We start from the raw sequence: 23,984 nt of genomic DNA, 5'->3' as shown, positions 1-23,984 counted from the left end.
TGAATAGCCCTTCGTTAAAATTCCTATTCAAGCGATTTTTTTTGCCCAAAAGTTGTCTTGGCAAATTTATCTTCGATTCTTCTCTCTTTTGCCAAAACCCTTGGGTCCATATCTAGTTCATTTTGTTTTTTAGCGGCAAGCTGGCCGCAAGCTCCGCTGACATCTTGCGCTCTGCTATAGCGAACAGGCGCAGGGATGGACCTTTCGCTAAGGTACCTTTGAAATTGTTCTACCGCCTCTTCTTCGGCAGTTGTCATTGAGCTTCCCGGGAATCGATTCATCGGGATCAGATTGACCTTTGCCTTTATGCCATGGAGAAAATGAACGAGCCTTTTCGCATCGAGAAGGGAGTCATTGACTCCCTTAATCATCACATATTCAAAAGTAATTCCTAAACGATCAGGCGCTGGGTAATTCAGGAGGGCTTCTTTTAAAACAGGCAGCGGGTAGCGTCTATTTATCGGCATGATCTCGGATCGTTTTTCATCATTTGTTTGATGAAGGGAAATAGCAAGCCTGACAGGCAAATCTTTGCCTAAACGCTCAATTTCAGGAACAAGTCCCGAAGTGGAGATGGTCACTTTTGATTTTGAAAGATGAAATGCGTCTTTCGCAATTAAAGTTTTACAAGCAGCGACCACTTCTTCATAATTGTCTAAAGGCTCTCCCATACCCATAAAAACTACATTCGTAACTTTTCGCTCAAGCCCTTTCTCTTTAAGCCTTCGATTTGCCAAGATAATTTGGGATAAAATCTCGCCCCGGGTTAAATTTCGCTTAAAGCCCAATTTTCCAGTCTGGCAGAAAGTGCATCCCATTCTACACCCTACTTGACTACTGACGCAAAGGGTGATGCGATGGTCTGAAGGCATGATCACCATTTCAAAAAGCTGATTGTCTTTCGAAAGTAAAAGAAATTTTTCAGAGCCGTCCTTTGACTCCAGACGAGCGTCAACAACAGGCAGATCAAAATCAAAATCAGCTTTGAGAGCTTCCCTTAAAGGCAAATGAAGATTTGTAAAAAGAAGAGGGTCATTCTCATCTTTTTGAAAAAGCCATTCTCTAATTTGTTTTGACCTGAAAGGCTTTTCCCCTCTTTGCAAAAGCCAATCCATCCACTCTTTTTCTTCTAAATCAAAAGCAAGACGCTTCATTTTATTCCTTTAATAAAATCACAATCCTAAAAACATTAGACTTCTTTCGAAAACTCCATTCAAGGGTTAAAAAAGCTGTTATTGGCATCTGCCCATTTTTCCAATCAAAGACGAGTTTAGAAAGAAGAAGTTTACTAGTATAATACATAAAAGTAATTAACTAAAGTTAATTTTTAAAATAATTTATATATTAACTTTACAAACTATCAAAAGGGGACTTAAAAAAGGGTTTTCCTCCCGGTTTTGCAGCTTTTGCATCCTTAGTGTTTTTTGGGGTAGCAGGAGCTTCCCTCTCATTTAACCTGCAAGTTAAAGAGATTCTTTTTCTTGGAATATCGACCTCGAGGACTTTTACTTTTACTTTTTGACCCGGAGTAACCACCTCCCTTGGATTTTTGATAAATCGGTCCGAAAGATGAGAGACGTGGACTAAACCGTCTTGGTGAACGCCAATATCCACAAAAGCCCCAAACTCAGTCACGTTTGTAACGATACCTTCAAGAATCATTCCGGGTTTTAAATCTTTCATTTCTAAAATATCATCTCTAAAAATTGGTCTTTCAAAAGCGTTTCTTGGGTCGCGTCCCGGCTTTTTTAATTCTTCGATGATATCTAAAAGGGTGAGCTCACCAAGATCTTTATTAATAAATTTCTTTAAATTAATTTGGGTTAAAAGCTTGTCATTGCCAATTAAGTTTGTTAAAGGGACATTTAAGTCTTTTGCAATGGCTTCCACAACGTCATATCTTTCAGGATGAACTTGAGAAGCATCAAGGGGGTTATTGCCGCCATGAATCCTTAAGAACCCGGCTGCCTGCTCAAAAGTTTTTTGCCCGAATCCGGAAATTTTCAATAAGTCGGTTCTAGATTTAAATGCCCCTTGAGCCGTTCTGTGGCTGACTATTTTTTTTGCCATGGAAGGGCCTATTCCCGAGACGTAAGACAATAACTCGACACTTGCAGTATTTAACTCGACACCAACTTTATTCACGCATGATTCAACGACATGGGAAAGTTGTTCTTGAAGCAACGGTTGAAAAACATCATGCTGGTATTGACCGACACCAATCGCTTTCGGATCGATTTTAACAAGTTCAGCAAGCGGGTCTTGAAGCCTTCTTCCAATGGATATGCTTCCCCTGACTGTCAAATCAAGATCAGGAAACTCTTCTCTAGCATTTTCAGAGGCGCTATAAACACTTGCCCCGGATTCATTAACCGAAACCACAATAATGTCTTTAAGATTGTTTTGTGCTAAGACCTCTTTGACAAAAGTTTCGGTCTCCCTTCCGGCAGTTCCATTGCCTATGGCAATCGCTTCAGGTTCATATTGTTTTATAAATTTAAGAAGAGTTAGCTTGGCTCTTTTTTTAGCTTCTTCGCCTTGGGTCAAATAAAGCGTCTCATTCTCTAAAAAAGCGCCCGTCGCATCGATTGCAACCAATTTACAGCCAGTCCTTAGTCCCGGATCAATCCCAAGCACTTTTTTGCTACCAAAAGGCGAAGACATAAGCAAATGCTTCAAATTCTCGGCAAAAACATCAACCGCTGCCCTATCTGATTTTTGTTTTAATTCAACTCTTACATCCGTTTCAATACCCGGCATCATTAACCGCTTAAAGCCATCCTTAGCAGCTTGCCGATATTCTTCAGAAAACGGGGATTTTAAATGCCACTTTTGAAGATTAAGCATTTTATTAAAAATTTCTTCCTCTTCTATAAGAATGTTATAATCCAAGATATTTTCTTTTTCTCCCCTTCGAATAGCTAAAAAGCGGTGAGAGGGAATTTTGGAAACTTTTTCTTTAAAGTCATAATAATCTTTAAATTTGATTCCTTCCTGTTCTTTTCCTTCGATAATTTTAGAAGAAACCACTCCTGTGTCAAAAAAGAACTGCCTCAGCTCCTCTCTTAAGAGTGGAAGTTCAGAAAAAAGCTCTGCAACAATGTCTCTTGCAAGAGAAAGTGCTTTTTCAGCGCTATCCACTTCATTTTCTACCGAAATATAGCTTTCCGCTTCCTTTAAAGGATGGCCTTCATTAGGAAGCTCCCAAATTCTCATCGCAAGACCAAGCAGCCCCTTTTCCCTTGCAATCATGGCCCTTGTTCTTCTCTTGGGTTTATAAGGCAAGTAAAGGTCCTCAAGGCCATTTTTAGTTTTACATTCCAGGATGGCTTTTTTTAACTCTTCTGTTAGTTTTCCTTGCCCTTCAATAGACTCAAGGATAGTTTTTCTTCTTTCCTCGACTTCCATAAAATAGCGGCTTTTCTCGTCAATTGCCCGTATGACGACCTCGTCTAAATTTCCGGTCGCTTCCTTCCTATAACGTGCGATAAAAGGAATGGTGTTGCCTTCCTTAAGCAGTTTAAGAACCGATGCGAAAGAAATTTTCGAGATTTTAAGTTCAGAAGAGAGTTCTTCTATCATTTTTTTTTCAACAGTCTCTAATTCAAAAGCCATTTTGCAAACCCAAGTTTTGAGAAAAAATATCGATAATTTTAACAAGAATTAAAAAAAAACAAAACCTTTTCCAAACACTTATTGAAAAAGGTTTTGTTTGCGCAGGAAGGCTTTAAACCTTCCTTGGCCTAACCTAAACTGTCAGATGTTCAGTCTTTCAGCTTAAGGTTAGTTAACCGGTCGGGCTATCAGGGGTGCAAGGCCTTGGGATGGCAGGCAAAGAGTACCCATAAGCCATCTTAATCGATCTTGGAGGAGCATCTCCCGGAAGTGTATAAATATCCATATTACCTGCTACCGGAACTCTTCTTATGCTGCGGTAGAGCTTGGTTGAGCCATCATCTTTTAGAACGCAAATATTAATATTGACCCTCTCTGCGCAAGAGTTAAAAAAACGCATAGCGTAACGGTCAAGGCCAATCGGGCGATACCCCATGTATTTGACGCAATCGGCAAATCCAAGCTGCGGGTCAAACGATTGATTAACAGATGTTGCGGCAGGCTCCCCTCTTTTTTTGATCTTTACCGGTTCAATTGTGAAAGCGTTAAGATCAAATCCATGTATCGGTAAGAAAAATAATGCCAAGGGGAGGAACATCTTTAAGATAAAAGAAGGTAAACCATTCATGGCGGCCTCCTTGATTACTTGATATTATATCATGGTTATAGTTTTCTTAAAAAAGAACCTTCAACCCAAAACAAGTCAAAGCTTATGTCATTTACACTAAGGATTTTATCTCTTGTCACTGCTATTTCCTTTCTCTTTCTTGCCCTTTTTAGCTTTGTTCCTTACGCAGTAATAGACGGTCGGCTTTTTGGATGGATGGCCGTGAATCCCCCTCTAAATTTTTTCCATCTTTTTACAGCTTTAGCCGCCGCCGCCGCAAGTTATAGCGGTGATAAGGTCCCTTTTGCTTTTTTTCGAATTTTTGGTTTTGTCTATTTGTTTATGGGAGTGCTTGGCCTTCTTCACTTCGGCTACCCCTTGCTTGGATTTATGGCCAACAGCTTTCAGGGAAACTTCTTTCACACACTCATCGGGTGTTTATTTATATTAGTTAGTTTTCTTGAGCCCGCTTCTAAATGAGCGTTTTACGATCGCTTTTGATTCTTTCCAAGAGGTGAATAAAATCTTCTGATTTTAACTTGCCCGTATTTGTATTTTGAGGGCTTGGGTGGTAGGAGGCATAAAGCTTCGGATAAGCATCAAAGGAAACTTTTAAGCCGAATTTAAAAGGGACTTTTTTAAACTCCCCTATTGTTCTCATGTAGGAGAAGTAAGCATCATAAGCCAAATGGCCAAGACACAAGACGGCTTTTAAGTTTTTTAATAAAGAGATTTCTTTGTGAAGATAAGTCGAGCTGCAGACCAAGACTTCTTTTGGCAAAGGTTTGTTATTCGGAGGCACACATTTAACCACAGCTGTCATAAAACAGCCTGTCAAAATAAGACCATCGTTTCTATATTCAGACGTTCTTTGATTGGCAAAACCGGTTTCATAAAGAGCGTTTATTAAAAACTTTGCTGAGAGATCGCCTGTAAAAAGACGGCCCGTCCTATTTCCGCCGTGAGGGGCAGGCGCAAGACCCAAAATCAGAAGCCACCCTTTTGTATCACCAAACCCAGGAACCGGTTTTCTCCAATACGTTTCATCTTCAAATTTAGGTTTTGGGACGACTTTCTCTCGAAAAGTTACAAGCCTTGGGCAAAGCCTGCAACTTGGAATAGTTTCTTCAAATTGGGAAAGCTTATCCAAAAGATACCCTTCGATTAAAAGGCGGCCTTCTTGAATTCAGACCAGCAATGACCGCATTTTTTGGCGTTGCCAGGAATCTCCATCTGACACTCGGGGCATTTTATTGTTTTTCGGTTTTCTTTTTCTCTCCGTCTCCACGAATTCATCCCTTTTACAAGAATGAAAACTGCCCAGGAGATAATTAAAAAGTTGATGACATGATTCAAAAAGACCCCATATCTGATGGAAACAGAGGGTTCTGCATTTCCCCCTTCCTTGATTGTCAGGGCAAGGCTTGAAAAATCAACACCTCCTAGCATAAGGCCGATCGGAGGAGTTAGGATATCTGTAACTAGTGAGTCTGCTATTTGACTAAACGCAGCACCAATAATGATACCGACCGCAAGATCAACAACGCTTCCACGCATCGCAAATTCCTTAAATTCTTTTAAAACGCTGACAAATGACATTTCTTCCTCAAAAATCATGGTATCATGTATCAAGAAAAGTTTTTTTTTTATAATTTAATCATGTTGAAATCAAGGTATAATTGAGGAATTCTTGTAAAAAACTTTATCTCTTTAATTATAAAGTAAAAATAAAAAATATTTTTTTTGTTTTTCACAAATCCCCAAAGCAGACAATCCTCTTACTTTTTTTCAAACAATTTCAAAATTGATCTACTTTTGAGAAAAAAGTATTAGTTATTGCTATTAATTATTCAAGTTGCGATTTCAAAATTTTGAAATTTTCTTAAAATACTTCAAAGCAAGTGGTTATATTGAACTTCTGCTTCTTGATTTTTTTTTGAAAGTGAAGAGGTTACCCAAGATGGGATTTGTAAAATATTTATTTTATAACATATTGCTGATTGGTTTTTAAGGATAAAAAAGTAAGAAGCATTTATTTGAGATAAGATAAAAGGATGCCTTTTTCCTTTTTGAATTCAAGACTTGGTGAAGATCGAACAGCTTTTGCGACAAAACCCTCTTTAAAGCCCTGCCATCTGCAAGCAAACTCTTTTAAAATATAATCCACAAGCTGATTGAAGGGATATTCAGCTTCTTGACTATAAAAATATGAAAGCGCTTTTTGATTTACAAGCTCAAAATTTTCATGAATTTTCCGATCAGCAAAATATAATCCTTTGCTATTGGGTAAAAAGGAATCGATAAGGTTTCCTTTCTCCTGATAAATTTTTTGAAAAAAGGCCCATGCTTTTTTAAAAGAGCTACGATTTAAAGAGAGCTTCTCAAAACGCTCTTCAAGCTCATAGCCATAAACCATTCCTTGCCTTTGTCGCATCCATGGCACAATGAGCGACTCTAAAACATGTTTAAATGTGTCTTCGAAATATCTTTTTTTCTCATCAGTTCTAAAACCATCAAGGCCGTCTTCTAGCCACTCTTGCTTTTTTTCAACGGTTAACTTTCTTAATTCTACGCTTTCAAAAGGCGAAAGGGAAATCAAATGGCTCAAATCAAAATAATCAAGAACGATAAAAACCTTTTTCTTTTCGTTTTCAGGAAGCAGGGTCTTGACCCAAGATTCGAAATCGATAAACTTGCATCCATATAGAGGTTTGCCAGCTATATATTGATTTAAACGCTCCCGTATCTCATCGATATGGCCTTGTCCCATGCCTTTAACATGGGTCAAAGACCTTAAATCAATTTTAAGAAGGTCTTGAATTCGATTTTTTTCAAGGCGTCTAAGATTATTTTCAGTGTGCTTTGAAAAACCAAGAACGCTTAAAGGCTCGTTTAGAAGAAAAGAATCAAGAGAGCTTTGGCCTTCCTTAAAAGGAAATTCCAACTGATTTTCAAGATCGAAATCTGAATACTCAACTAAAGGTTCTATCTGCAGATTTTCTTTTTCTGAAGAGCTTCCAAGAACTCGAATAGATTTGACATCGACCGTCTCAAGGGCGTAGATCTGCTCTAATCCATGAGAATAGGAAGTCTTATACGTTTCCTCAAATGAGGATCTGTCTGAGCTATTTTTTTCTAGGCCTTGAGGTCTTAAATGAGCATACGGATGAACTCCCGGCTTAAGTCCTTGATCGGACAAAGGCGTGAGTTCGCTTGAAACAAATTCTTCCAAATGGCGTTTTAATTTCTTGATAATAGGCACGGTCTTCTTAATTTGTTTAAATACGGTTTTTTTACAAGGTTTTGAGAAAAATCAACTCAATACTTATTAGAAATTGTTTAAGAATTTATTTAAAGCTTCTTTTAATGATTTTTGCTTTTTTTAGTAAAAATGGCTCAGGAGGCTATAAGCCTGTTCTTCATTTTCCTTATTTATAAGATAAGAAAACTCGGGATCTAATAACTCCAAAGTTTTATTTTCATGAGTGGGATAGTAGTTTAAAGACTCTCTTAAAGCGGTAAAGAAATGTAATTGTAAAATAGCTTTTATTTTCCTCAGAGATTCAGTTTCTTTGCCATTTATTGAAAATACAAAAGCTGCAAGCTCGTCTATAGAAAATAAATCCTTAAGGCTAATAAATGAAATATCTAGAAGAAAAGCTAAAAAGCCTTCATTTTTTTGATTGAATTGACAGTCTAGGACAGTCATTTCTAAATCCTTAGCCCAAAAAAGCAAAATAAGATCGAAGGAAATCCACTTTAAGATTTTATCTTCGGAGATAAAATTTTTTTCTTCTAAAAGCATTAAAAGAAAATTCGCCGATCTCGCCAATTTTAATAAATTGGGATCTTTCTCATTTAATGCGGTTAAGGATTGAACTAAAAAGACAAGAGATGCTTTTATTTCTTTGAGTTTCTCAGCCAAAATGTTTCTCTGAAACAAAAGCTTTTTCTCATTCTCAATCAAATCTTTAGAATAAGCGTCTAAATCAGAGTAAGCAAACACAAGCTTTTTTTCTTCTTTTAAGGAGGCTTTTAATAAAGCTGATGAAGTTTCATGATAAACGTCTTTTAAACGCCATTCAAATTCATATTTCTCAAAGGATTCAGGCTTAATTTCTTTTGAATAAGTTTCTAGATAATTTCCGTAGTATTCCGCGATCTCAAGAAGCGCTGACACCTGTTCATAATGCATTATTTTATTTAAATCATGGTGAGAAACTCCCCGTAGGTTGTCTGAAAGGGAGGAACCCTTGAGGTCATTTTGAAAAATCGGCAAAATAAGAGAGGATTCTTCTTGAGAATAAGCTTTTGAATGACGAATAAGGTCAAGATCAATATCGGGGCTTGCAAATACTTTTAATAGTTTTTTTTTCCCCTCTACGAGAGATTTAATTTCCTGGAAGGCGGTTTTTTCATTTTCATCTTTTATAAAGAAAACCTGCCCGTATTTGGAATTGGCCTCTATGGCCAGGGCTCCTTTCTTATCTTTGTTTAAAGCGCGCACCGTCCAGGAGGTTGACCCTAATAAAAAATGATGCTCTAATTCTTTCTCCCCCATAAATTTACAACACTCTGATGGTAAAATTCATTCCGGATGCACATACTTACTTGTCCTCTATCTTTATCTTTAGCCATAATAAAAAAAAAGAAGAGAACTTGTAGGCGACGAAAGAAATGAAGGATAAAAAAAGAGAAAAAAAAACTCCCCCCTCTAATGTTTTAAATAAGTTTTCAACTCTTGATATCTCCTCTTTTAAACAAGAGAAAGAAAATCTTAGCGATGGAGATCTTCAAAAAGTTCTTCTTTTTCTATTAAAAGAGCTTTCCGAAAAAGACCTTGAGGTCCTAGGGGAAGCGTTAACTCAAGGGGACTTCAGTCTCATTTTTAGAAGTAAGAACTTTTTTTCCTCTCCCTTATTTTTAAAATCAAATTCTTTACTTATCCGTTTGCCCTTAACTACTTTCAAAGATCTTTTAAAGGATGATGAGTCTTTCTTTTTATTGCTTAAAAAAGGGGCTGAGGGTGAACCGGTCCAACATTTGATTTCAAGATTTTCAAAAGAGCAGTCCCTTGAGCTTGATTCTTATTTTTTGAAGCTGAAAGAGTTGGAAAACAGCATTCAAAATATAGAACTCAAAAGCTTAACTCGCGAGTACTTGCAAAATATTAAGCAAAATTTGCAAGAGGCCGGTTTTCCGGCCAAAAAAAATCTTTTTCTTATTGAAAAATCCTTACAAATTGCCTGGCTTAGTTTACGAAGCGATCTTGTCAACGAACTCAGTTTCTTTAAAGAAAGCTGGATCAAATTTCTTAACCTTGCCCTTGGCGCCCCAAAAAGTAAAAATGAGAAATCTACAGGACTCTTTCTTCAGCTTGATTTAAGGCTTGCTTCTGTTTTTACAAAAATAGATGACTCCACTATTGAATCTCTAAGTGATGACGCCCCAATACAAGAGGGTCTTGCCAAGTTATCTATTTGGCATTTGAATGACTTTAAAGAGATTGGATTGATAGAGGAAGGAAAAGATTACGCATCACAAGAAGAACTCACTGAAGATACTTTAAGAAGCTCTCTTTTTGCTAAAATACGTAAAAAACTTGAAAAATTCGGCTTAAATACTGTTAAAGACCTGCGCTATAACGAAATCTACTCTAAGCCTATGTTAAAAGAATACATTGCGTCGTTTAAAAAAGAATAGCTTCTAAAATGAATGAACTTTAACCCGCGATTGGTCACGGATTAGGGGCGCAATCACAAGTTTAATAAAAGTGACAATTTAATTCATTTTGCAAGTCTGGCATTTTAAAAATCCGCATGTATTGATTGTCAATTTTGTGGATATAAGAGGGATCTCGATTTAAAAAACTATTGATAAAATTTAAAAAATCAATAAACAAGGAGTAAGCTCTACCAAAATTAACGTCCTAGAGAAAGCTTTCTACCTATTCATAAGATCAGCAAAATATTAAACAAGCTCTCAGTTTGCAAAGATATGACAAAAATTCTTTAGCCTCGGGCTAAGGTTCCATGCAACTTTGATTACCGGTTAAAGTGAAGCTTATATTTAATTAGTAAGGAAATAGATGATATTGTAGCATTGCATTTGAAAGCCCTTTTGCCACTTTCCTATTTAAGTTGCATGTTCAAAATAGCATTAAGACACGATTCTTGTTTTGACCATTCGAAATAAGATCCTTTACTTTGTTTGAAAGACCCGATAGAACAATGTTTAGCAATCCTTGCAACTCGATATTTCATTGCAATGCTATATTTATGACGCGAGTCGGTCTATCAAGCCACTTATAACTTACCTGAATGGCAAATTGGCTATTCTTGGGGGTGTATCCATGGCTTGGATTGAACGACAATAACTGTGTCTGTATTGTCGTTGGCACTCGATTTATTATGATAGGGTTCTTAATTGCAGTAGTTCAAAAACTCCTTGAGACAAAACCATGCTATTGATTTTAGCTTTGATGTTTATGGCTTTGGCAGCGATGGTGATCGGGGCAGAATTGCTAGTGCTGGGAGCATCGCGATTAGCTGCTATGGTTGGAGTGTCCCCTCTAGTAATTGGCTTGACGATCGTATCCTTTGGAACGAGTGCCCCTGAATTTGTAGTTAGCATAAAGGGAGCTTTGACTAATCATTCGGATTTAGTTGTGGGCAATTGCATAGGCAGCAATATATTCAATGTGCTTTTTATCCTCGGCGCATGTGCCGTTGTGGCTCCTTTGGTAGTCACAAAACAGCTGATTAGACTAGATGTGCCAATTATGATCGGAAGTAATCTGATTTTTTTATGGCTTAGTATTGATGGTATAATCGACCGATATGAGGGGTTATTATTATTAACAGGCTTTACTTTGTATAATTGGTTTATTATTCGTAAAAGCCTGCAAGAGAATTCTTCTAAGAGTGGCATGAGCGAGAGTCCTTCTTGCAACGTGAAATCTAGTTCCACCTTGGCAATCATAAAACAACTAGGGCTCATTACGATCGGTTTGATTTTTTGCATTAGTGGTGCGGAATTAATGGTGGATAATGCAGTGACTCTGGCAAGAATTTTAGGTGTTAGCGAATTAATAATTGGATTGACTATTGTATCTATTGGCACATCTCTTCCGGAAGTTGCAACTTCGATTGTAGCCACAATTCGCGGACAGAGAGATATAGCGATTGGAAATGTGGTTGGAAGTTGCATTTTTAACATCTTGGGAGTAATTGGGCTAGCCGGCTTGATTGCGCCCGCGGGGATAACGGTTGCGCCCTCAGTTTTGAGATTTGATTTGCCGGTTGCGATTGCAGCAAGTATAGCTTGCCTGCCGATTTTTTTTACCGATTACAAAATCTCAAAATGGGAAGGATTCCTGTTTCTATTTTATTATGTAGCTTACATTACCTACCTGATTTTAGATGCGAAACAACATGAGGTATTACCAATGGTTGGTATAGCAATGTTGTTTACGATCCCCCTGACAATTCTTACTCTCTTAGTGATAGTTTACCGATCCATTCGCTCAAACTAATCTGTGAATTGCTTTGGCTCTTTCAACCTATTTTGATAAAATTGACCCTCCGGACTGGTCAAAGATCCCCAATAAAAATTTTTTCTTCACTCTGAAATTTATCATTTGAATCGAGTTTCGTAAGAAGTCTAATATTTAATTACCTCATTAGATGAAGTTTCCCTTTAATTCCAGGAAAGCATCTTTTTTTTAAAATTTAAATTTCAATTAAGAAGAGTGGATCAAAAGTCTTTTAAATAATCCAAATTAAAAATTTATTATTTCAAAGTTATAACTTTCCGAAAGTAGCTAAACTTGCTTCCAAAGCTTCCTTGAAACACTTTTGAAAAGACATATGAGGATCTTTAATAGACTTCTTTCGAATGTCGCTTTGATTGGAGTTTCAAAAGAATTCTAATGGATTGGACAGGTATTTAGTAAACCCGTGAGTGCCATCACGGGTTTTAGGAAAAAAACTAGCGGTTTCTGATTTTATTCATGATCTCTTTATAAATAACTTCAGGGTCCCTTTCTCCAGGTATTGAAAATAAAATTTTATCTTTTGAGTAAAAGTCGATCAAGGGTTCGGTTTGATTATGGTATTGCTTTAAGCGTTCTACGACTACTTCATATCGGTCATCGGATCTTTGATTAAGCTCCCCTTGGCAACTTTCACATAATTTTCCGGATTTACTGGGAGAGAAGTATTTATTATAAATGGCTCCGCAATTAGGACAGGAAAGTCTGCCCTCAATCCTTTTAATGACCGTCTCATCACTAACTTCAAGATTAATGACAATAGGGGTCAGTCTGCCTAAATGTTTTTTTAAAGCTTCCGCTTGAGGGATCGACCTTGGAAAACCATCTAATAAAAACCCTCTTTTAGCATCCGGCTTATGGACACGATCCATTAACATGTCTAAAACGAGCTCGTCCGGAACTAGTTTCCCGGACTCCATATAACCTTTTGCTTTGACGCCAAGCGGTGTTCCGGCTTTTAAGTTTTCGCGAAATAAATCCCCTGTTGAGATATGGGGAATTTTTAAAGACTCTGCTATCCGTTTAGCTTGAGTCCCTTTTCCTGAACCCGGCGGTCCAAGAAGGATAATCACTTGAGGCTCTTCCGCCTCTTCATCAACGGCGAGTAAAAAAGCAGAACAAAAAACAAAGGCTAATGTGAGCCCGCTTAATAAAAGGTGCATAGCAGCTTCCAAGTCACGTAAAGTTAATATTAGACTTCTTTCGAAAAATAAAGGATATCAGATTGAAGAATTTGCTTTAAGAAGAAAGCACTCTTTAGCCGATACTTATCGGCTAGTGAACTTTTAGAAATTTTTTTACCAACCCAAGTAGGACCAGATGCCGGAAGATTTCTTCTCGTGCTTGATTCTAAATTCCATGTGATCGGCAAAAGAAAAATAGAAAGACATGAGTCCTTCAAGATTTTCATTAAGAACTTTTAAGCTGTCTAACGCTTCTTGGCTGCCTTTTCCAAGTTCGAACGATTTTGGGGTAAAATTTTCTTTGATAAAGCCTTCATAATTGCTTTGAGCTTCTTTTTGGCTCTCAATAGTTTTATCAAGCGTTTCTTTCATAGAAGCACCTTTGTCATTTACTTTATCGCCCTTATTTTTAAGCGTACTTTCTGCTAGCGTGAAAGCTTCTTTTTTTGCAGCCTCTAGATTTTCAATCGCTTCTTTTAGTTCCGCATCTTTTTCACGGCATTCCGCGGTTCTTGAATTAAAAGCGCTTAATTCTTTAGATTTAGTTTCTACTTCTTCTGCAAGAGCTGCTAATTTTTTAGTATGCTTTTCTCTTTTTTCCGCTTGAGCTTTTTCTGTTTCTGCAAGGCTTGCATCAGCAGATAATCTAGCGGCATTAAGTTCATCCATTTTAACAAGGCTTTCAACTTTTGCAATTAAAGCTTCAAAAGCTTCTTTAAAAGCGCTTATTTCCTGTTCATTAAACTCTTCTCTTTCTTCTTCTACTCTTAAAGTAATTCCAAGAAGATAAAGTTGTGTCTGGTCATAGCACTGTTCTAAAGTTAAATTCTTCATATCAGGAAGAGCTTTTGCAGCAAGGGCGGCGGCTTTTCCTTTGCTGTTGGCAGCTTTCTCATTAAAAAGATTAGCGATATTAGCTTGAAAAGCAGCTCTAAAACCTTCTTCGAATTCTTCCAAGTCTTTTTGATATTGGAAAGTATCAAGAGAGGTCACAAATTGCTTGCTCAATTGGATAAAATAAGGAACGTTGTTTGCAAGGAAACTTGTTTTTTCTCTAAAAGCTTTATCTTCTTCAGATTCTGCTATGCCGTAATAAGCATCCAATTCCGATAGAGCTTGTGTGATGTCGCTGATTTCTTTTTCGTTAAGCTCTCTTTGTTCTTTTTGAGCTTTAAACATCTTTAAATGGCAAATAGTAGTCACTTTCTCTAATTGTTGAAGAGCTTCTGGGTCGGATTCGATAATTGATCGCACTTTAGCTTTTAGAGGAAGAGCTCTTTTTGGCTCTTCTGTCATCGCCATGTCGGCAAAATCTTTATAGGTTTCTGTTTCGGTTAGGGAGGAAGGAAATAATTGCTCCCTATGGGTTTCAAAGAAATTTATAATTTTTTTAAATTCAGCAAGTTTTATTTCTTCAAAATTAGGTTCCTTTAGTTCCTGAGCTTTTTGGTCCACTTCGCCGACAATTTCGGCAGAAGGGTTGAAGGCAGAGTATTGAGCCTGAAGAGCTTTGGCCACATCGAAAGTTGAAGTCATCATTTTTTCTCCCTTTTTTAAAGCGCTGTTATCCTCAAAAGAAACAGTCGCTAAATCTTCATCTTTTTTACCCGTTGCATTAAATGATGGCAAGAGAGTTGATTTACGATTTCTAAATTTTTCTATATCGTCTAGGGTAACCAAAGGACGTCCCCTTGAACCCAGAGGAAGGCTTTTAGCCCTTTCTGGGCCCGGTTCTTTAACCTCTTGTCTTTCCGCTACTTGCGCTATAGGAAGAACACCTTTAGAGAGGACTCGATTAAGGGATTCCTTAAACCTTTTAGGGTCTGTTTTTGGAGCTTCTTGAGGTTCTTGTTTAAGAATCGGAGTGATGGAGCTTGCGATAGTTTCGCATGTCTCATCGGATTCGTTTTTCTTTCGAAACCGTGAACAATTGCGAGCGGACTCTCCCCTTTTTAGCTTCCTTCTCATTTTACTTTGCAGAGTATTAACAGGGGGGTTATGAGAATTTTGTTCCTCTCCGCCGGGGATAAAGGGCACTTGTGTTGGATTATAAACTGTCATAGCGAAAGCCTCCTTTTAAAAAAGGTCTAACGAAGAATGGCAATTTTGTAAACTAGACTTCTTTTGAATGGACCTTAGGAAGAAGTCTAAAATTGGTTTAGATACTTGGCACTTAGCAAGAAACGATCTATCCTAGATTCATGGCTTGGCCTATTATGAATAATAATAGGCGAGGCTAAAAGAAGTGCGATAAGTTCCTGTTTATCAATTAGTTTTTTTTGATATGCAAAGAGCAGCATCAAAGACGGACCTCTATCCATTCCTTGCCGGCAAGTAATATTCATAGAAGCCGGGTTTGAAAGTTCCAATAAATAGTCTATCAGGTTTAGATAGGTAAGCTCGATAAGGGCTTGTCTTTCTTCTCGGTTTAAATGAGGTCGGGCCGAAAAAAAGGTTTTATGGGCTTTATTGATGAGGCTTTCAAGCTGATCTCGTTTTTCTTCAATTCTAAATTGGCTCGAAAAAAAGAAATTGCCTTCTTTTGCCAGCATCTCATCTAAAAATAGATTTTTAAAATTTTTAAAATCCATTTTTTCGGGAAACTGTTTTGCCTTTTGCCAATAAAAGGAAGAATCCTTATCCAGGGTCGCCATAAAAAAATTGGGACTTTCCTGAGATAATTTTTCAAGCGGCAGAGCAAGAAATTTTTCAGTCTTTACCCGTTTCATCAGATTGATATAAAGGTGATTTTGACCAAAAGCTATAAAGGCTCTAAATTCAGGAAGCACCGAATACGTTGTTCCAAAAAAGGAAGGATCGTTATGTGATGGGTTTCCTAAGCGGAAAAGCTTTGTTTTAGAGGAATTTGAAAGCTCCGCTACAAAAAAAGGAAGGTTGCCATAAAAAAATTGGTCTTCGATTTTGGAATTATGGCCCAATTTTTTAAAATTGGAATGCGCTTTAATTTTATTATAAGTGATTTTTATCGCTTCTAAAAGATTAGGGTGATCAACAAGATAGCTTGCTATAAACTCATGAAACTCTTTTTTAAGATCAGCCTTTAGATAAATCCATCTCAAAAGATCCTGAAAGAAAGAATAAGAAAGAGCATTTTCTTGAAACTCCAAGCTCGCAAGGTTTCGAAGCGATCTGACAAAACTTTCATGAAATTGGCGTTTAGGATCTGTTAAAGGCCCATCTATTAGTTGTATCAGTTTTAGGGCCTCTTGATTAAAAGGAGTTTTTTCAAGGGGTTCTAAAGATTCATAAAAGGGGTGGGATCTCACAAATTGCTTTAGCTGACTTGCATACTCAGAATAAGCTTTGGAGAAAAAAATATTGTCGCACTCTCGTGTTTCGCCAAATAAAGGATCCGCGATATAACAAGCGCCTAAAAAAATTAAGCTTAAAATCAGTTTTTTATAGAGCATTTACGGGACTTCTTTTAGTGAAACGGGTTCATTTAAGTGCTGCTGTAATTTTTCTTCCAATTTTAAAACAAGCTCATCCTTATAACTTGGATAGTATTTATTGAGCCACTGATAGACTTTACGAGTCACTTTAATTAAATCGTTTTTATGGTATTCCGGGGCTTTCATTTTCTCATCTTTGATAAAACTTCCAACGTCCAGGTGGATGATATCATGGTTCACACAGCCAATATTATGCATAATGCCATGATCGAGATCATAAATTCCCTTTTGGTATTCAGATAGATAGAGGGTAAAAAGTTTATCAATCCAAGTTTTAGCTTCACTCATTTTACCTTGCTTTAAAAGATTTTCCATCACGGAGCTAAAAACTTCCGCCTTCTTTTGCAAAATGAAGGCATATTGATTTACATCGATCGTTCGTTTTATTCCCCTTTTATCATGCACCTCGATCTGTTTAAATTGATTCGAGGGTTTAAGCTGCACATGGATGAGACCGCTTTCCAATCGATGCTCTTCAAAAGCTATTTGATGCCCAAGAAGAACGCTTTGAAGCCTTTCCTGTCTTTTTTTTATATGATTGGCTTTAAAATTTTTAAAAAGAAAATCGGGTAAGATTTTTATAAGGTTGGAGGGGTTGAAATTTTTATATTTTAACAGCTTTAAAATCGTTTGGTTATCTTTACTTACAAAAACAATCGACTGGCCCCCTTCTGAAAAATAGTAGAACGGCTGACTTAAGGTTTGATTGATTTTATCAGCCTCAAAAGAAGATATACGATTAAGATCTCCTTTAATAGGCCTTAAGCTTGAAAAATCATCATTTAAAATGAAAAAATAAGAAAGGGTTATAGCTAAGAAAAGCCCTAAGAAAAAAAGGATTTTTTTAGAAAACATTCTTTTTACCTTTTTTTTCTAAATATTTTTTCAAAAAGACAGCATTATTATAGAGCGGCTCTTTTGAGCCATAAACTAAAGTGACAGTCCCTTTATTTTGAATTTCCTTATCAATCTCTTCTACAGCGTGCTTTTTTTCTTTGAGCTCCTCATCATACCTTTTTTGAAACTCTTTCCATTTGCCTTTGTCATGGGCAAACCACCTTCTAAGCTCATTTGAGGGAGCGATCTCTTTAATCCAAAAGTCAATTTTTAAGTCTTCTTTTTTGATGCCTCTTGGCCAAAGCCTATCCACTAAAATTCTAAAGCCATCTTCTTTCGAAGGAGGATCGTAAGCTCTTTTCAATTTGATATTCATTTATGCTAGGAATTTACTCTGATCTAAAGTTTTTAGCTGAAGAAGGCAAACAGCAAAGACTTCAACCCCAAGGCCTTTTCCGGCCCCATCCATTTCTTCCCCGCTTGTGGCTTGAACATGGATGTCAGGCGTTAATTTTTGAGATTTAAAATAATTTAATAAATTTTTTTCAACCAACTGCCAATCAAGGCGAGGTTTTCCTTTCACCATCACTTTAAGGTCGGCAAGCTCATAGTTTGAAGCTTGAATAAGCTCTGATGCCGCTTTTAAAAAATCTGAGCTATTACGATTGGAATTGGCTTTATCGGTATTTGGAAAAAGAGTTCCAATATCCCTTGCTTTTTTGTCTCCTAAAGCAGAAAGGAGAGCATTGACAACTGAATGATAAAGGACATCGCCATCGCTTCTAGCCTTAAAAGGGCCATATTTTTTTTGTTCGCTTTCTTCTAAAGTGACACCGCCGATCACAAGCTTTTTATCTTTGGAATAAAACTCTGTTTCCTCTTCATGAACGTCTTTACTTTCTACTATTTTTTTTTCTTCGGCTGTTAAAAAACGGTGGCTGTCTGTCGTAGCCATAGCCAATTTTATAGGGGCGACTCATTTTTATTTCCTGTTGTTAATCGACCTCAAAGCTGCCCAAGATCGTTGCCATAGGCCCTTGGCCTAGCATTAAAAATTTAACTTTGCTTCCTGTTTCCACATAAGATTTTATCGGGATGGATACTATCGTTGGAAGTCTTGCTTCGCTTATTTCAAGCAAGTCTTTAATTAAAAGGGTATAATCAAAAGTCGCGTCTTGATCTTCTTTAAAAAGAAAGGCTTTATAGGGCTTTGCAAACCCTCCTCCACTTTTTAGATAAAGATTGAGAGTCCCATTTTTCATGTAAAAGTTTGTTTTATAATCACTAGATCTTTCGTTCACCCAATTTTTTTTAGAGAGATCTCTCATCTCTAAAGAAAGCACATGTTGATCTAATCCTTGTAAACTTGTCGTAGTATCCCCGATCAATGACGTCATTTTGCTAAGCCTTATATTTACTATTTTAAAACTTAAGGATCTTAGGCTTTTTCAAATTTAATTTCAATTAGGTTAATAAGCCTCAAGTTTCAGGCTTTAAACAAAGGAAACCAAGAGGAGGCAAGGTAAGGCCTATACTATGATCCCTTCCATGGCAAGAGATCGGCCTTGTCTCAATCTTACCAAAATTACCTTTATCCGATCCCCCATAAAACGTCGAATCGCTATTTAGAATTTCACTATAAGTGCCTTTCCGCTTAACTCCAAGCCTATAGTTTTCATGGGTCGAGGGTGTAAAATTAAAGACAAATAAAAGCTCGTCTTGCGGCGAGGTTCCTTTACGATAAAAACTGATCACACTCTTATCGCTATCACTGAAATCCAACCATTCAAATCCATCAGGGGTAAAATCTAGCTCATGCATGGCCTTCTCCCTAATGTAAAGATGATTGATATCTTTTACAAATTTCTGAAGCTTTTCGTGTCTTTCATAGGATAAAAGGTGCCAATCCAAACTATGATCATGATTCCACTCGGACCATTGCCCGATTTCAGCGCCCATGAAAAGCAATTTTTTTCCGGGATGCGCATACATATACCCAATAAGTAAACGGACATTAGCAAATTTTTGCCAGTCATCGCCCGGCATTTTACTTAAAAGAGATTGTTTGCCGTGCACCACTTCATCGTGAGATATGGAAAGCATGAAATTTTCATTATAAGCATAAAGCATGCTGAACAAAAGATCCCCTTGATGAAACTTACGGTAGACCGGGTCTTTTGAAAAGTAAACAAGGGTGTCATGCATCCAACCCATATTCCATTTCATGCCAAACCCTAAACCACCAAGGTAAACAGGCCTTGACACCATGGGCCAAGCGGTAGATTCTTCCGCAATCATCTGTAGGGATGAATTGAAACCATAAACTGCACTATTAAGGTCTTTCAAAAAATGAATCGCCTCCAGGTTCTCATTTCCGCCAAAAGCATTAGGAATCCACTCCCCTCTTTTTCTTGAGTAATCAAGATAGAGCATGGAAGCTACCGCATCGACTCGAAGACCATCGATATGATATTTGTCACACCAAAAAAGAGCGCTTGAGATTAAAAAACTCTTAACCTCATTTCTTCCATAATTAAAAATATAGCTTTGCCAATCGGGATGAAAACCTTGTCTTTTGTCGGCGTGTTCAAAAAGATGCGTCCCATCAAAAAAAGCAAGCCCGTGCCCATCGGATGGAAAATGAGAGGGAACCCAATCTAAAATCACACCAATATTTTTTTGATGAAGCGTTTCGATGAGAAACATAAAATCTTGAGGTGTGCCATATCGACTGCTAGGCGCAAAATATCCGACTTTCTGATAGCCCCAAGAGCCTAAAAAAGGATGCTCCATTAAAGGCATAAACTCGACATGGGTAAATCCCATCTCATGAAGGTATTCCGGGAGTTTTTCAGCCATTTCCCTGTAGGTTAAGGGTCTATTATGATCTTCAACCACGCGAGCCCAAGAGCCGTAGTGCATTTCATACACAGAAAAAGGGGCCGATAGATTGTTTTTAGCTTTTCTTTCAGCTTCCCAATCCTTTTCATCCCATTCATATTTTAAATCCCAAACAATAGAGGCGGTTCTTGGAGGGACTTCCCATCTGAAACCAAAAGGGTCTCCCTTTTCTAAAATGATCCCGTTCGCTTTTGAGATAATAAAATATTTATAGAGAGCCCCATTGCCAACTTCCGGAATGAATCCCTCAAAAATTCCTGAGCTATCCCATCTTGGAAATAAATGATGGCGGGTCGGATCCCAGCCGTTGAAATCCCCGACCACAGAAACTGTTTCAGCATTAGGCGCCCAAACAGCAAAATATGTTCCCAAAACGCCTCCAAAACGCATTTGATGGGCCCCTAATTTTTCATAGAGCCTAAAATGCTTTCCCTCTTTAAATAAATAAATGTCATCTTCTGTAAAAAGAGACGCGGCAAGGGTTCTTTGACTCATTTTTATTTAAGACTCCTTAAGAAGCATTTGTAACCCTTTGACAGGTATTGAAACCCAATCAGGCCTATTTTGGAGCTCGTAAACAACCTCGTAAAGAGCTTTATTTAATATATAAGTTTCCAAAAGAGTAATGAACTCTTCCTTATTTTTAGGGACAAGGTTGATAGAATGCTTTTGCATTTCATTTAGATAGGCTTTGAGATAAATATTGCTGACGTGTCTATACCAAAGATTGGCAAAAGGCTCTAAATTAGCTTTTAGTTCTTTTCTAACGGCTTTATATCGGCAGAGCGCAGTTAAGCTCGCGTAATGAAAAGACCTTACCATTCCCGCAATATCTTGCAAGGGAGATCTCTTTAATCTTCTTTCGCCAAGAGGCAGCTGAGGCTCCCCTTCAAAATCGATAAAGAGGAGATCTTTACCGGTAAACAAAACCTGTCCCAAGTGAAGATCGCCATGAATTCTAATTTTGCAAGCACTTACTTTTTTGTTTTGCAAATAGCTGTAACGGTTCAAAATTTTAGATTCAGACCCAATAACCTCTTGTGTGATCTTCTGAAGATCAGGGGGAAGCCTGTTAAGCTTCTCTTTAAGGAGGGCTAATGATTTCTTAGCTTGTGTACGAAGAGCTTGATAAAGAGACTTTTGATAAAGCATGGTAAAAGGTTCAACCGCCATATCTTTACTCTGGCAATTTGAAATCAAAGCTAGATGCATGTCTGCCGTTTTTTTTCCAAGAAGCTCGGCTGTGTTTCTAAAAATACCTATGGCATCTCCGATTTGCTGGGGAACTGCTTCTTCGCTTAAAAATTCAGGGTTTTTCTCGGTTTCAAGCCATTTTTCCCATTGGCTTTGCTGAGCTAGGACCTCATCAAAAAAACGGCCTAACGCATCAACAGAATAACCCCAAACATCCTGACTATTTGGAATGTACTCTTGCAACATTGCTACAGTGACAGGATTTTGTAAATCTCCTTGCCATTCAATTTTTCCCAAATACCTGGGAATAGAAGAAAAATTGGAATTTTCACTTAAGTGCCCTTGCAGTTCAACATCCGGATTTGTACCTTCTTCAATTCTTCGATAAATTTTTAAAAAGTATCGATCGGCAAAGCTTAAAGAACTATTGGTTTGGTCCGCCCCTAAAATTCTAGACTGCAAGGCATCTTTTTGATCATCTTTTACCCCATTAACTTTAAAGTGTTTGCTAATTGTAGCTTGCAACTTTCCATATTTTCCTTTTGACTTTCTTTTTTCCTTTAAAGTTGAGAAAAGAGCCCCTTGGAATAAAGGGTCGTAAGTGCTGTCAATTAAATGTCCTGAGGTATGGCTAAGCTTGACTGTTGCAATCACAGCTTCAGGGTAATGAGCTAAAAGAGAATGCGAGACATCATCTGAAACAAATGAAATGGGCAAAAGATAAGTTTCAGCACTATCGTCTTGATAACTTACCTGAATAAATAGAAGGCGGGCATTTTCAATAGGCAGCTCTTCAATAATTTGGATATTTTTTATAACTCTCGCTTTAGACCTAAACCAACGGCACCCGGCTATATATCCCGGTAATACTTCTTGTAATAGTTTGGCTTTATGATTTCCTTTTAAGATGTCTTGCCATTTATCTCCAAATTGAAAGGAAACAAGATGCTTTTGATCGATAGGAAGGTTTTTAGCTTCCTTCATGACAAGATTCAGCCAGAAATAACCATAGCGGCCAAGAGTCAAACCATAAAGGTCGTTTCTTAGCGGAAAAAATTCATTTTGACTGAAGAGATCAACCGGCGTATAGCCGTTATATTCAGCTAAATTAAGCTCCACATACTGTGAGAAACGAGATAAATTAACTACCACCAAGATTTTTTCGTTCTTGTATTCACGAATAAAAGCTAAGACCTTATTATTACTCGAATTTAAAAAAGTAATAGTTCCAAGCCCAAAAGCTTTATACCTTTGTCTCACCGAAACCGCCATTCGCATCCACCAAAGCAAAGAAGAGACGGAATGCTCCTGATTTTCGACGGTTAGATGCTCGTAGTGATATTGCGGGTCAATAATGAGAGGAAGATAGAGCTTTTGCGGATTGCAGGATGAAAATCCGGCGTTCCGGTCGTTATTCCACTGCATTGGAGTTCTCACTCCATTTCTATCTCCGAGATAGTAATTATCTCCCATTCCGATTTCATCCCCGTAATAAATCACGGGAGAGCCCGGCAAAGAAAAGAGCAAAATATTCATCAGCTCAATTTTGCTTCTGTCGTTTTCAAGAAGAGGGGCAAGTCTTCTTCGAATGCCAAGATTGATTCTTGCCCTAGGATCTTTCGCGTAGACCCGCCACATGTAATCACGCTCTTCATCTGTAACCATTTCAAGGGTTAGTTCATCATGGTTTCTTAAAAACATGGCCCATTGACAAGATTCAGGAGGGGTTGGAGTTTGATCGAGAATGTCCATAATGGGAAAACGATCTTCCATGCGAATCGCCATAAACAATCTTGGCATCACAGGGAAATGAAAGGCCATATTGCATTCATCGCCTTTTCCAAAATAAGCGCAAGCCTGCTCCGGCCATTGGTTAGCTTCGGCAAGCAGCATTCGACCTTTGTATTTGCTATCAATATGAGCTCTTAATTTTTTTAAAAAAGCATGGGTTTCGGGCAGGTTTTCGCAGTCAGTCCCGTCTCTTTTGTAAAGATACGGAATCGCGTCAAGACGCATGCCGTCAACCCCCATATCAAACCAAAAGTCAGCTACTTTAAAAATTTCTTTATGCACATGCGGATTATCATAATTCAGATCCGGCTGGTGGGAATAAAATCTATGGAAATAATAGGCTTCGGCAACGGGGTCCCAGGCCCAGTTGGAAGTTTCAAAATCCTTAAAGATAATCCGCGCGTCTGAATACTTTTCAGGCTTGTCTTCCCAAATATAATAATCTCTATAAATCGATCCCTTAGGGGATTTTCTCGCTCTTTGAAACCAATGGTGTTGATCTGAAGTATGATTGATCACAAGCTCTGAGATAACTTTGATTCCGCGGCTATGGGCTTCTTTTAAAAATATTTTAAAGTCTTTAAGCGTGCCGTAATCTTTATTGATGTTGGTATAGTCTGCTATATCATAACCGTCGTCTCTAAGAGGCGATGGATAGAAGGGTTGAAGCCAAATCGCATTGCAGCCTAAATTTTGAATATGATTTAGCTTTTCGGTAAGTCCTTTAAAATCCCCGATGCCATCTGAATTCGAGTCTCGATAACATTTAATGTGGATTTGATAAAAAACGGCCGTCTTATACCAATACTCTGTTTCTTCCATATTTTTAC

At 37.7% G+C, this 23,984-nt stretch carries 19 protein-coding genes; 3 read left to right on the top strand and 16 right to left on the bottom strand.

All coding sequences use genetic code 11. The features are described from left to right. Positions 1–23 precede the first annotated feature (23 nt). From rlmN to CSEC_RS02290, 3 genes are all read right to left on the bottom strand, one after another. The gene (gene rlmN, locus CSEC_RS02300; RefSeq protein ID WP_053331699.1) at positions 24–1,154 is read right to left on the bottom strand and encodes a dual-specificity RNA methyltransferase RlmN; all 1,131 of its coding nucleotides are present in this window, start codon (positions 1,152–1,154) and stop codon (positions 24–26) included. A gap of 196 nt (positions 1,155–1,350) precedes the next feature. After that, positions 1,351–3,615, bottom strand: coding sequence for a Tex family protein (locus CSEC_RS02295; protein ID WP_237559197.1), 2,265 nt, complete (start codon positions 3,613–3,615; stop codon positions 1,351–1,353). 172 nt (positions 3,616–3,787) lie between these two features. Then, positions 3,788–4,243 carry a hypothetical protein gene (locus CSEC_RS02290; protein ID WP_041016811.1) on the bottom strand — a complete coding sequence of 152 codons (456 nt, stop codon included), beginning with the start codon at positions 4,241–4,243 and terminating at the stop codon, positions 3,788–3,790. A gap of 84 nt (positions 4,244–4,327) precedes the next feature. On the opposite strand from CSEC_RS02290, the gene CSEC_RS02285 reads away from it, so the two are divergent. Next, a complete protein-coding gene (locus tag CSEC_RS02285) occupies positions 4,328–4,702 on the top strand; it encodes a DUF4383 domain-containing protein (protein ID WP_154017601.1) in 375 nt (124 codons plus the stop codon). Here the strand turns inward: CSEC_RS02285 and CSEC_RS02280 are convergent. The 4 genes from CSEC_RS02280 to CSEC_RS02265 all read right to left on the bottom strand — a co-directional run bounded on the left by CSEC_RS02280 (position 4,695) and on the right by CSEC_RS02265 (position 8,783). Then, a complete protein-coding gene (locus tag CSEC_RS02280; RefSeq protein ID WP_041016809.1) occupies positions 4,695–5,372 on the bottom strand; it encodes a uracil-DNA glycosylase in 678 nt (225 codons plus the stop codon). The genes CSEC_RS02285 and CSEC_RS02280 overlap by 8 nt on opposite strands. A gap of 14 nt (positions 5,373–5,386) precedes the next feature. Beyond that, a complete protein-coding gene (gene mscL / locus CSEC_RS02275; RefSeq protein WP_041017215.1) occupies positions 5,387–5,821 on the bottom strand; it encodes a large-conductance mechanosensitive channel protein MscL in 435 nt (144 codons plus the stop codon). Positions 5,822–6,254: 433 nt separating this feature from the next. Beyond that, positions 6,255–7,484 carry a DNA-directed RNA polymerase subunit alpha C-terminal domain-containing protein gene (locus CSEC_RS02270; protein WP_041016808.1) on the bottom strand — a complete coding sequence of 410 codons (1,230 nt, stop codon included), beginning with the start codon at positions 7,482–7,484 and terminating at the stop codon, positions 6,255–6,257. Between the two features lie 120 nt (positions 7,485–7,604). After that, complete coding sequence (locus CSEC_RS02265) at positions 7,605–8,783, bottom strand: hypothetical protein (RefSeq protein WP_041016807.1); 1,179 nt, start codon at positions 8,781–8,783, stop codon at positions 7,605–7,607. Positions 8,784–8,899: 116 nt separating this feature from the next. On the opposite strand from CSEC_RS02265, the gene CSEC_RS02260 reads away from it, so the two are divergent. Further along, positions 8,900–9,925, top strand: a complete 1,026-nt coding sequence (locus CSEC_RS02260; protein WP_041016806.1) for a hypothetical protein — start codon at positions 8,900–8,902, stop codon at positions 9,923–9,925. A gap of 757 nt (positions 9,926–10,682) precedes the next feature. After that, entirely contained in the window at positions 10,683–11,756 is a 1,074-nt protein-coding gene (locus CSEC_RS02255) for a calcium/sodium antiporter (RefSeq protein ID WP_041016805.1), read from the top strand. 455 nt (positions 11,757–12,211) lie between these two features. Here the strand turns inward: CSEC_RS02255 and CSEC_RS02250 are convergent, their stop codons facing one another. The 9 genes from CSEC_RS02250 to treS form a co-directional block, all read right to left on the bottom strand. Further along, complete coding sequence (locus CSEC_RS02250) at positions 12,212–12,937, bottom strand: adenylate kinase (protein WP_079977949.1); 726 nt, start codon at positions 12,935–12,937, stop codon at positions 12,212–12,214. A gap of 135 nt (positions 12,938–13,072) precedes the next feature. Next, a complete protein-coding gene (locus CSEC_RS02245; protein WP_041016804.1) occupies positions 13,073–15,019 on the bottom strand; it encodes a hypothetical protein in 1,947 nt (648 codons plus the stop codon). An 86-nt stretch (positions 15,020–15,105) separates the two neighbouring features. Then, positions 15,106–16,389 (bottom strand): hypothetical protein, encoded by a 1,284-nt coding sequence (locus CSEC_RS02240; RefSeq protein WP_041016803.1) that lies wholly within the window; start codon positions 16,387–16,389, stop codon positions 15,106–15,108. Continuing rightward, entirely contained in the window at positions 16,390–17,286 is an 897-nt protein-coding gene (locus CSEC_RS02235) for a hypothetical protein (RefSeq protein WP_041016802.1), read from the bottom strand. It abuts the gene before it with no gap. Further along, positions 17,276–17,644 (bottom strand): DUF488 domain-containing protein, encoded by a 369-nt coding sequence (locus CSEC_RS02230; protein WP_041016801.1) that lies wholly within the window; start codon positions 17,642–17,644, stop codon positions 17,276–17,278. The genes CSEC_RS02235 and CSEC_RS02230 overlap by 11 nt, the downstream gene beginning before the upstream one ends. Further along, positions 17,645–18,223 carry a 2-C-methyl-D-erythritol 2,4-cyclodiphosphate synthase gene (locus CSEC_RS02225; RefSeq protein ID WP_041016800.1) on the bottom strand — a complete coding sequence of 193 codons (579 nt, stop codon included), beginning with the start codon at positions 18,221–18,223 and terminating at the stop codon, positions 17,645–17,647. A 40-nt stretch (positions 18,224–18,263) separates the two neighbouring features. After that, positions 18,264–18,665 (bottom strand): hypothetical protein, encoded by a 402-nt coding sequence (locus CSEC_RS02220; RefSeq protein WP_041016799.1) that lies wholly within the window; start codon positions 18,663–18,665, stop codon positions 18,264–18,266. Between the two features lie 82 nt (positions 18,666–18,747). Then, the gene (glgB, locus tag CSEC_RS02215) at positions 18,748–20,664 is read right to left on the bottom strand and encodes a 1,4-alpha-glucan branching protein GlgB (RefSeq protein WP_041016798.1); all 1,917 of its coding nucleotides are present in this window, start codon (positions 20,662–20,664) and stop codon (positions 18,748–18,750) included. A 6-nt stretch (positions 20,665–20,670) separates the two neighbouring features. Continuing rightward, complete coding sequence (treS, locus tag CSEC_RS02210; RefSeq protein ID WP_041016797.1) at positions 20,671–23,976, bottom strand: maltose alpha-D-glucosyltransferase; 3,306 nt, start codon at positions 23,974–23,976, stop codon at positions 20,671–20,673. Positions 23,977–23,984 lie beyond the last annotated feature (8 nt).

Origin of the sequence: Criblamydia sequanensis CRIB-18 (genome assembly GCF_000750955.1) — a bacterium.
Taxonomy (GTDB): Bacteria; Chlamydiota; Chlamydiia; order Chlamydiales; family Criblamydiaceae; genus Criblamydia; species Criblamydia sequanensis.
Note: the sequence above shows the minus strand (reverse complement) of the source record. Positions and strands in the feature narration are given on the sequence as shown.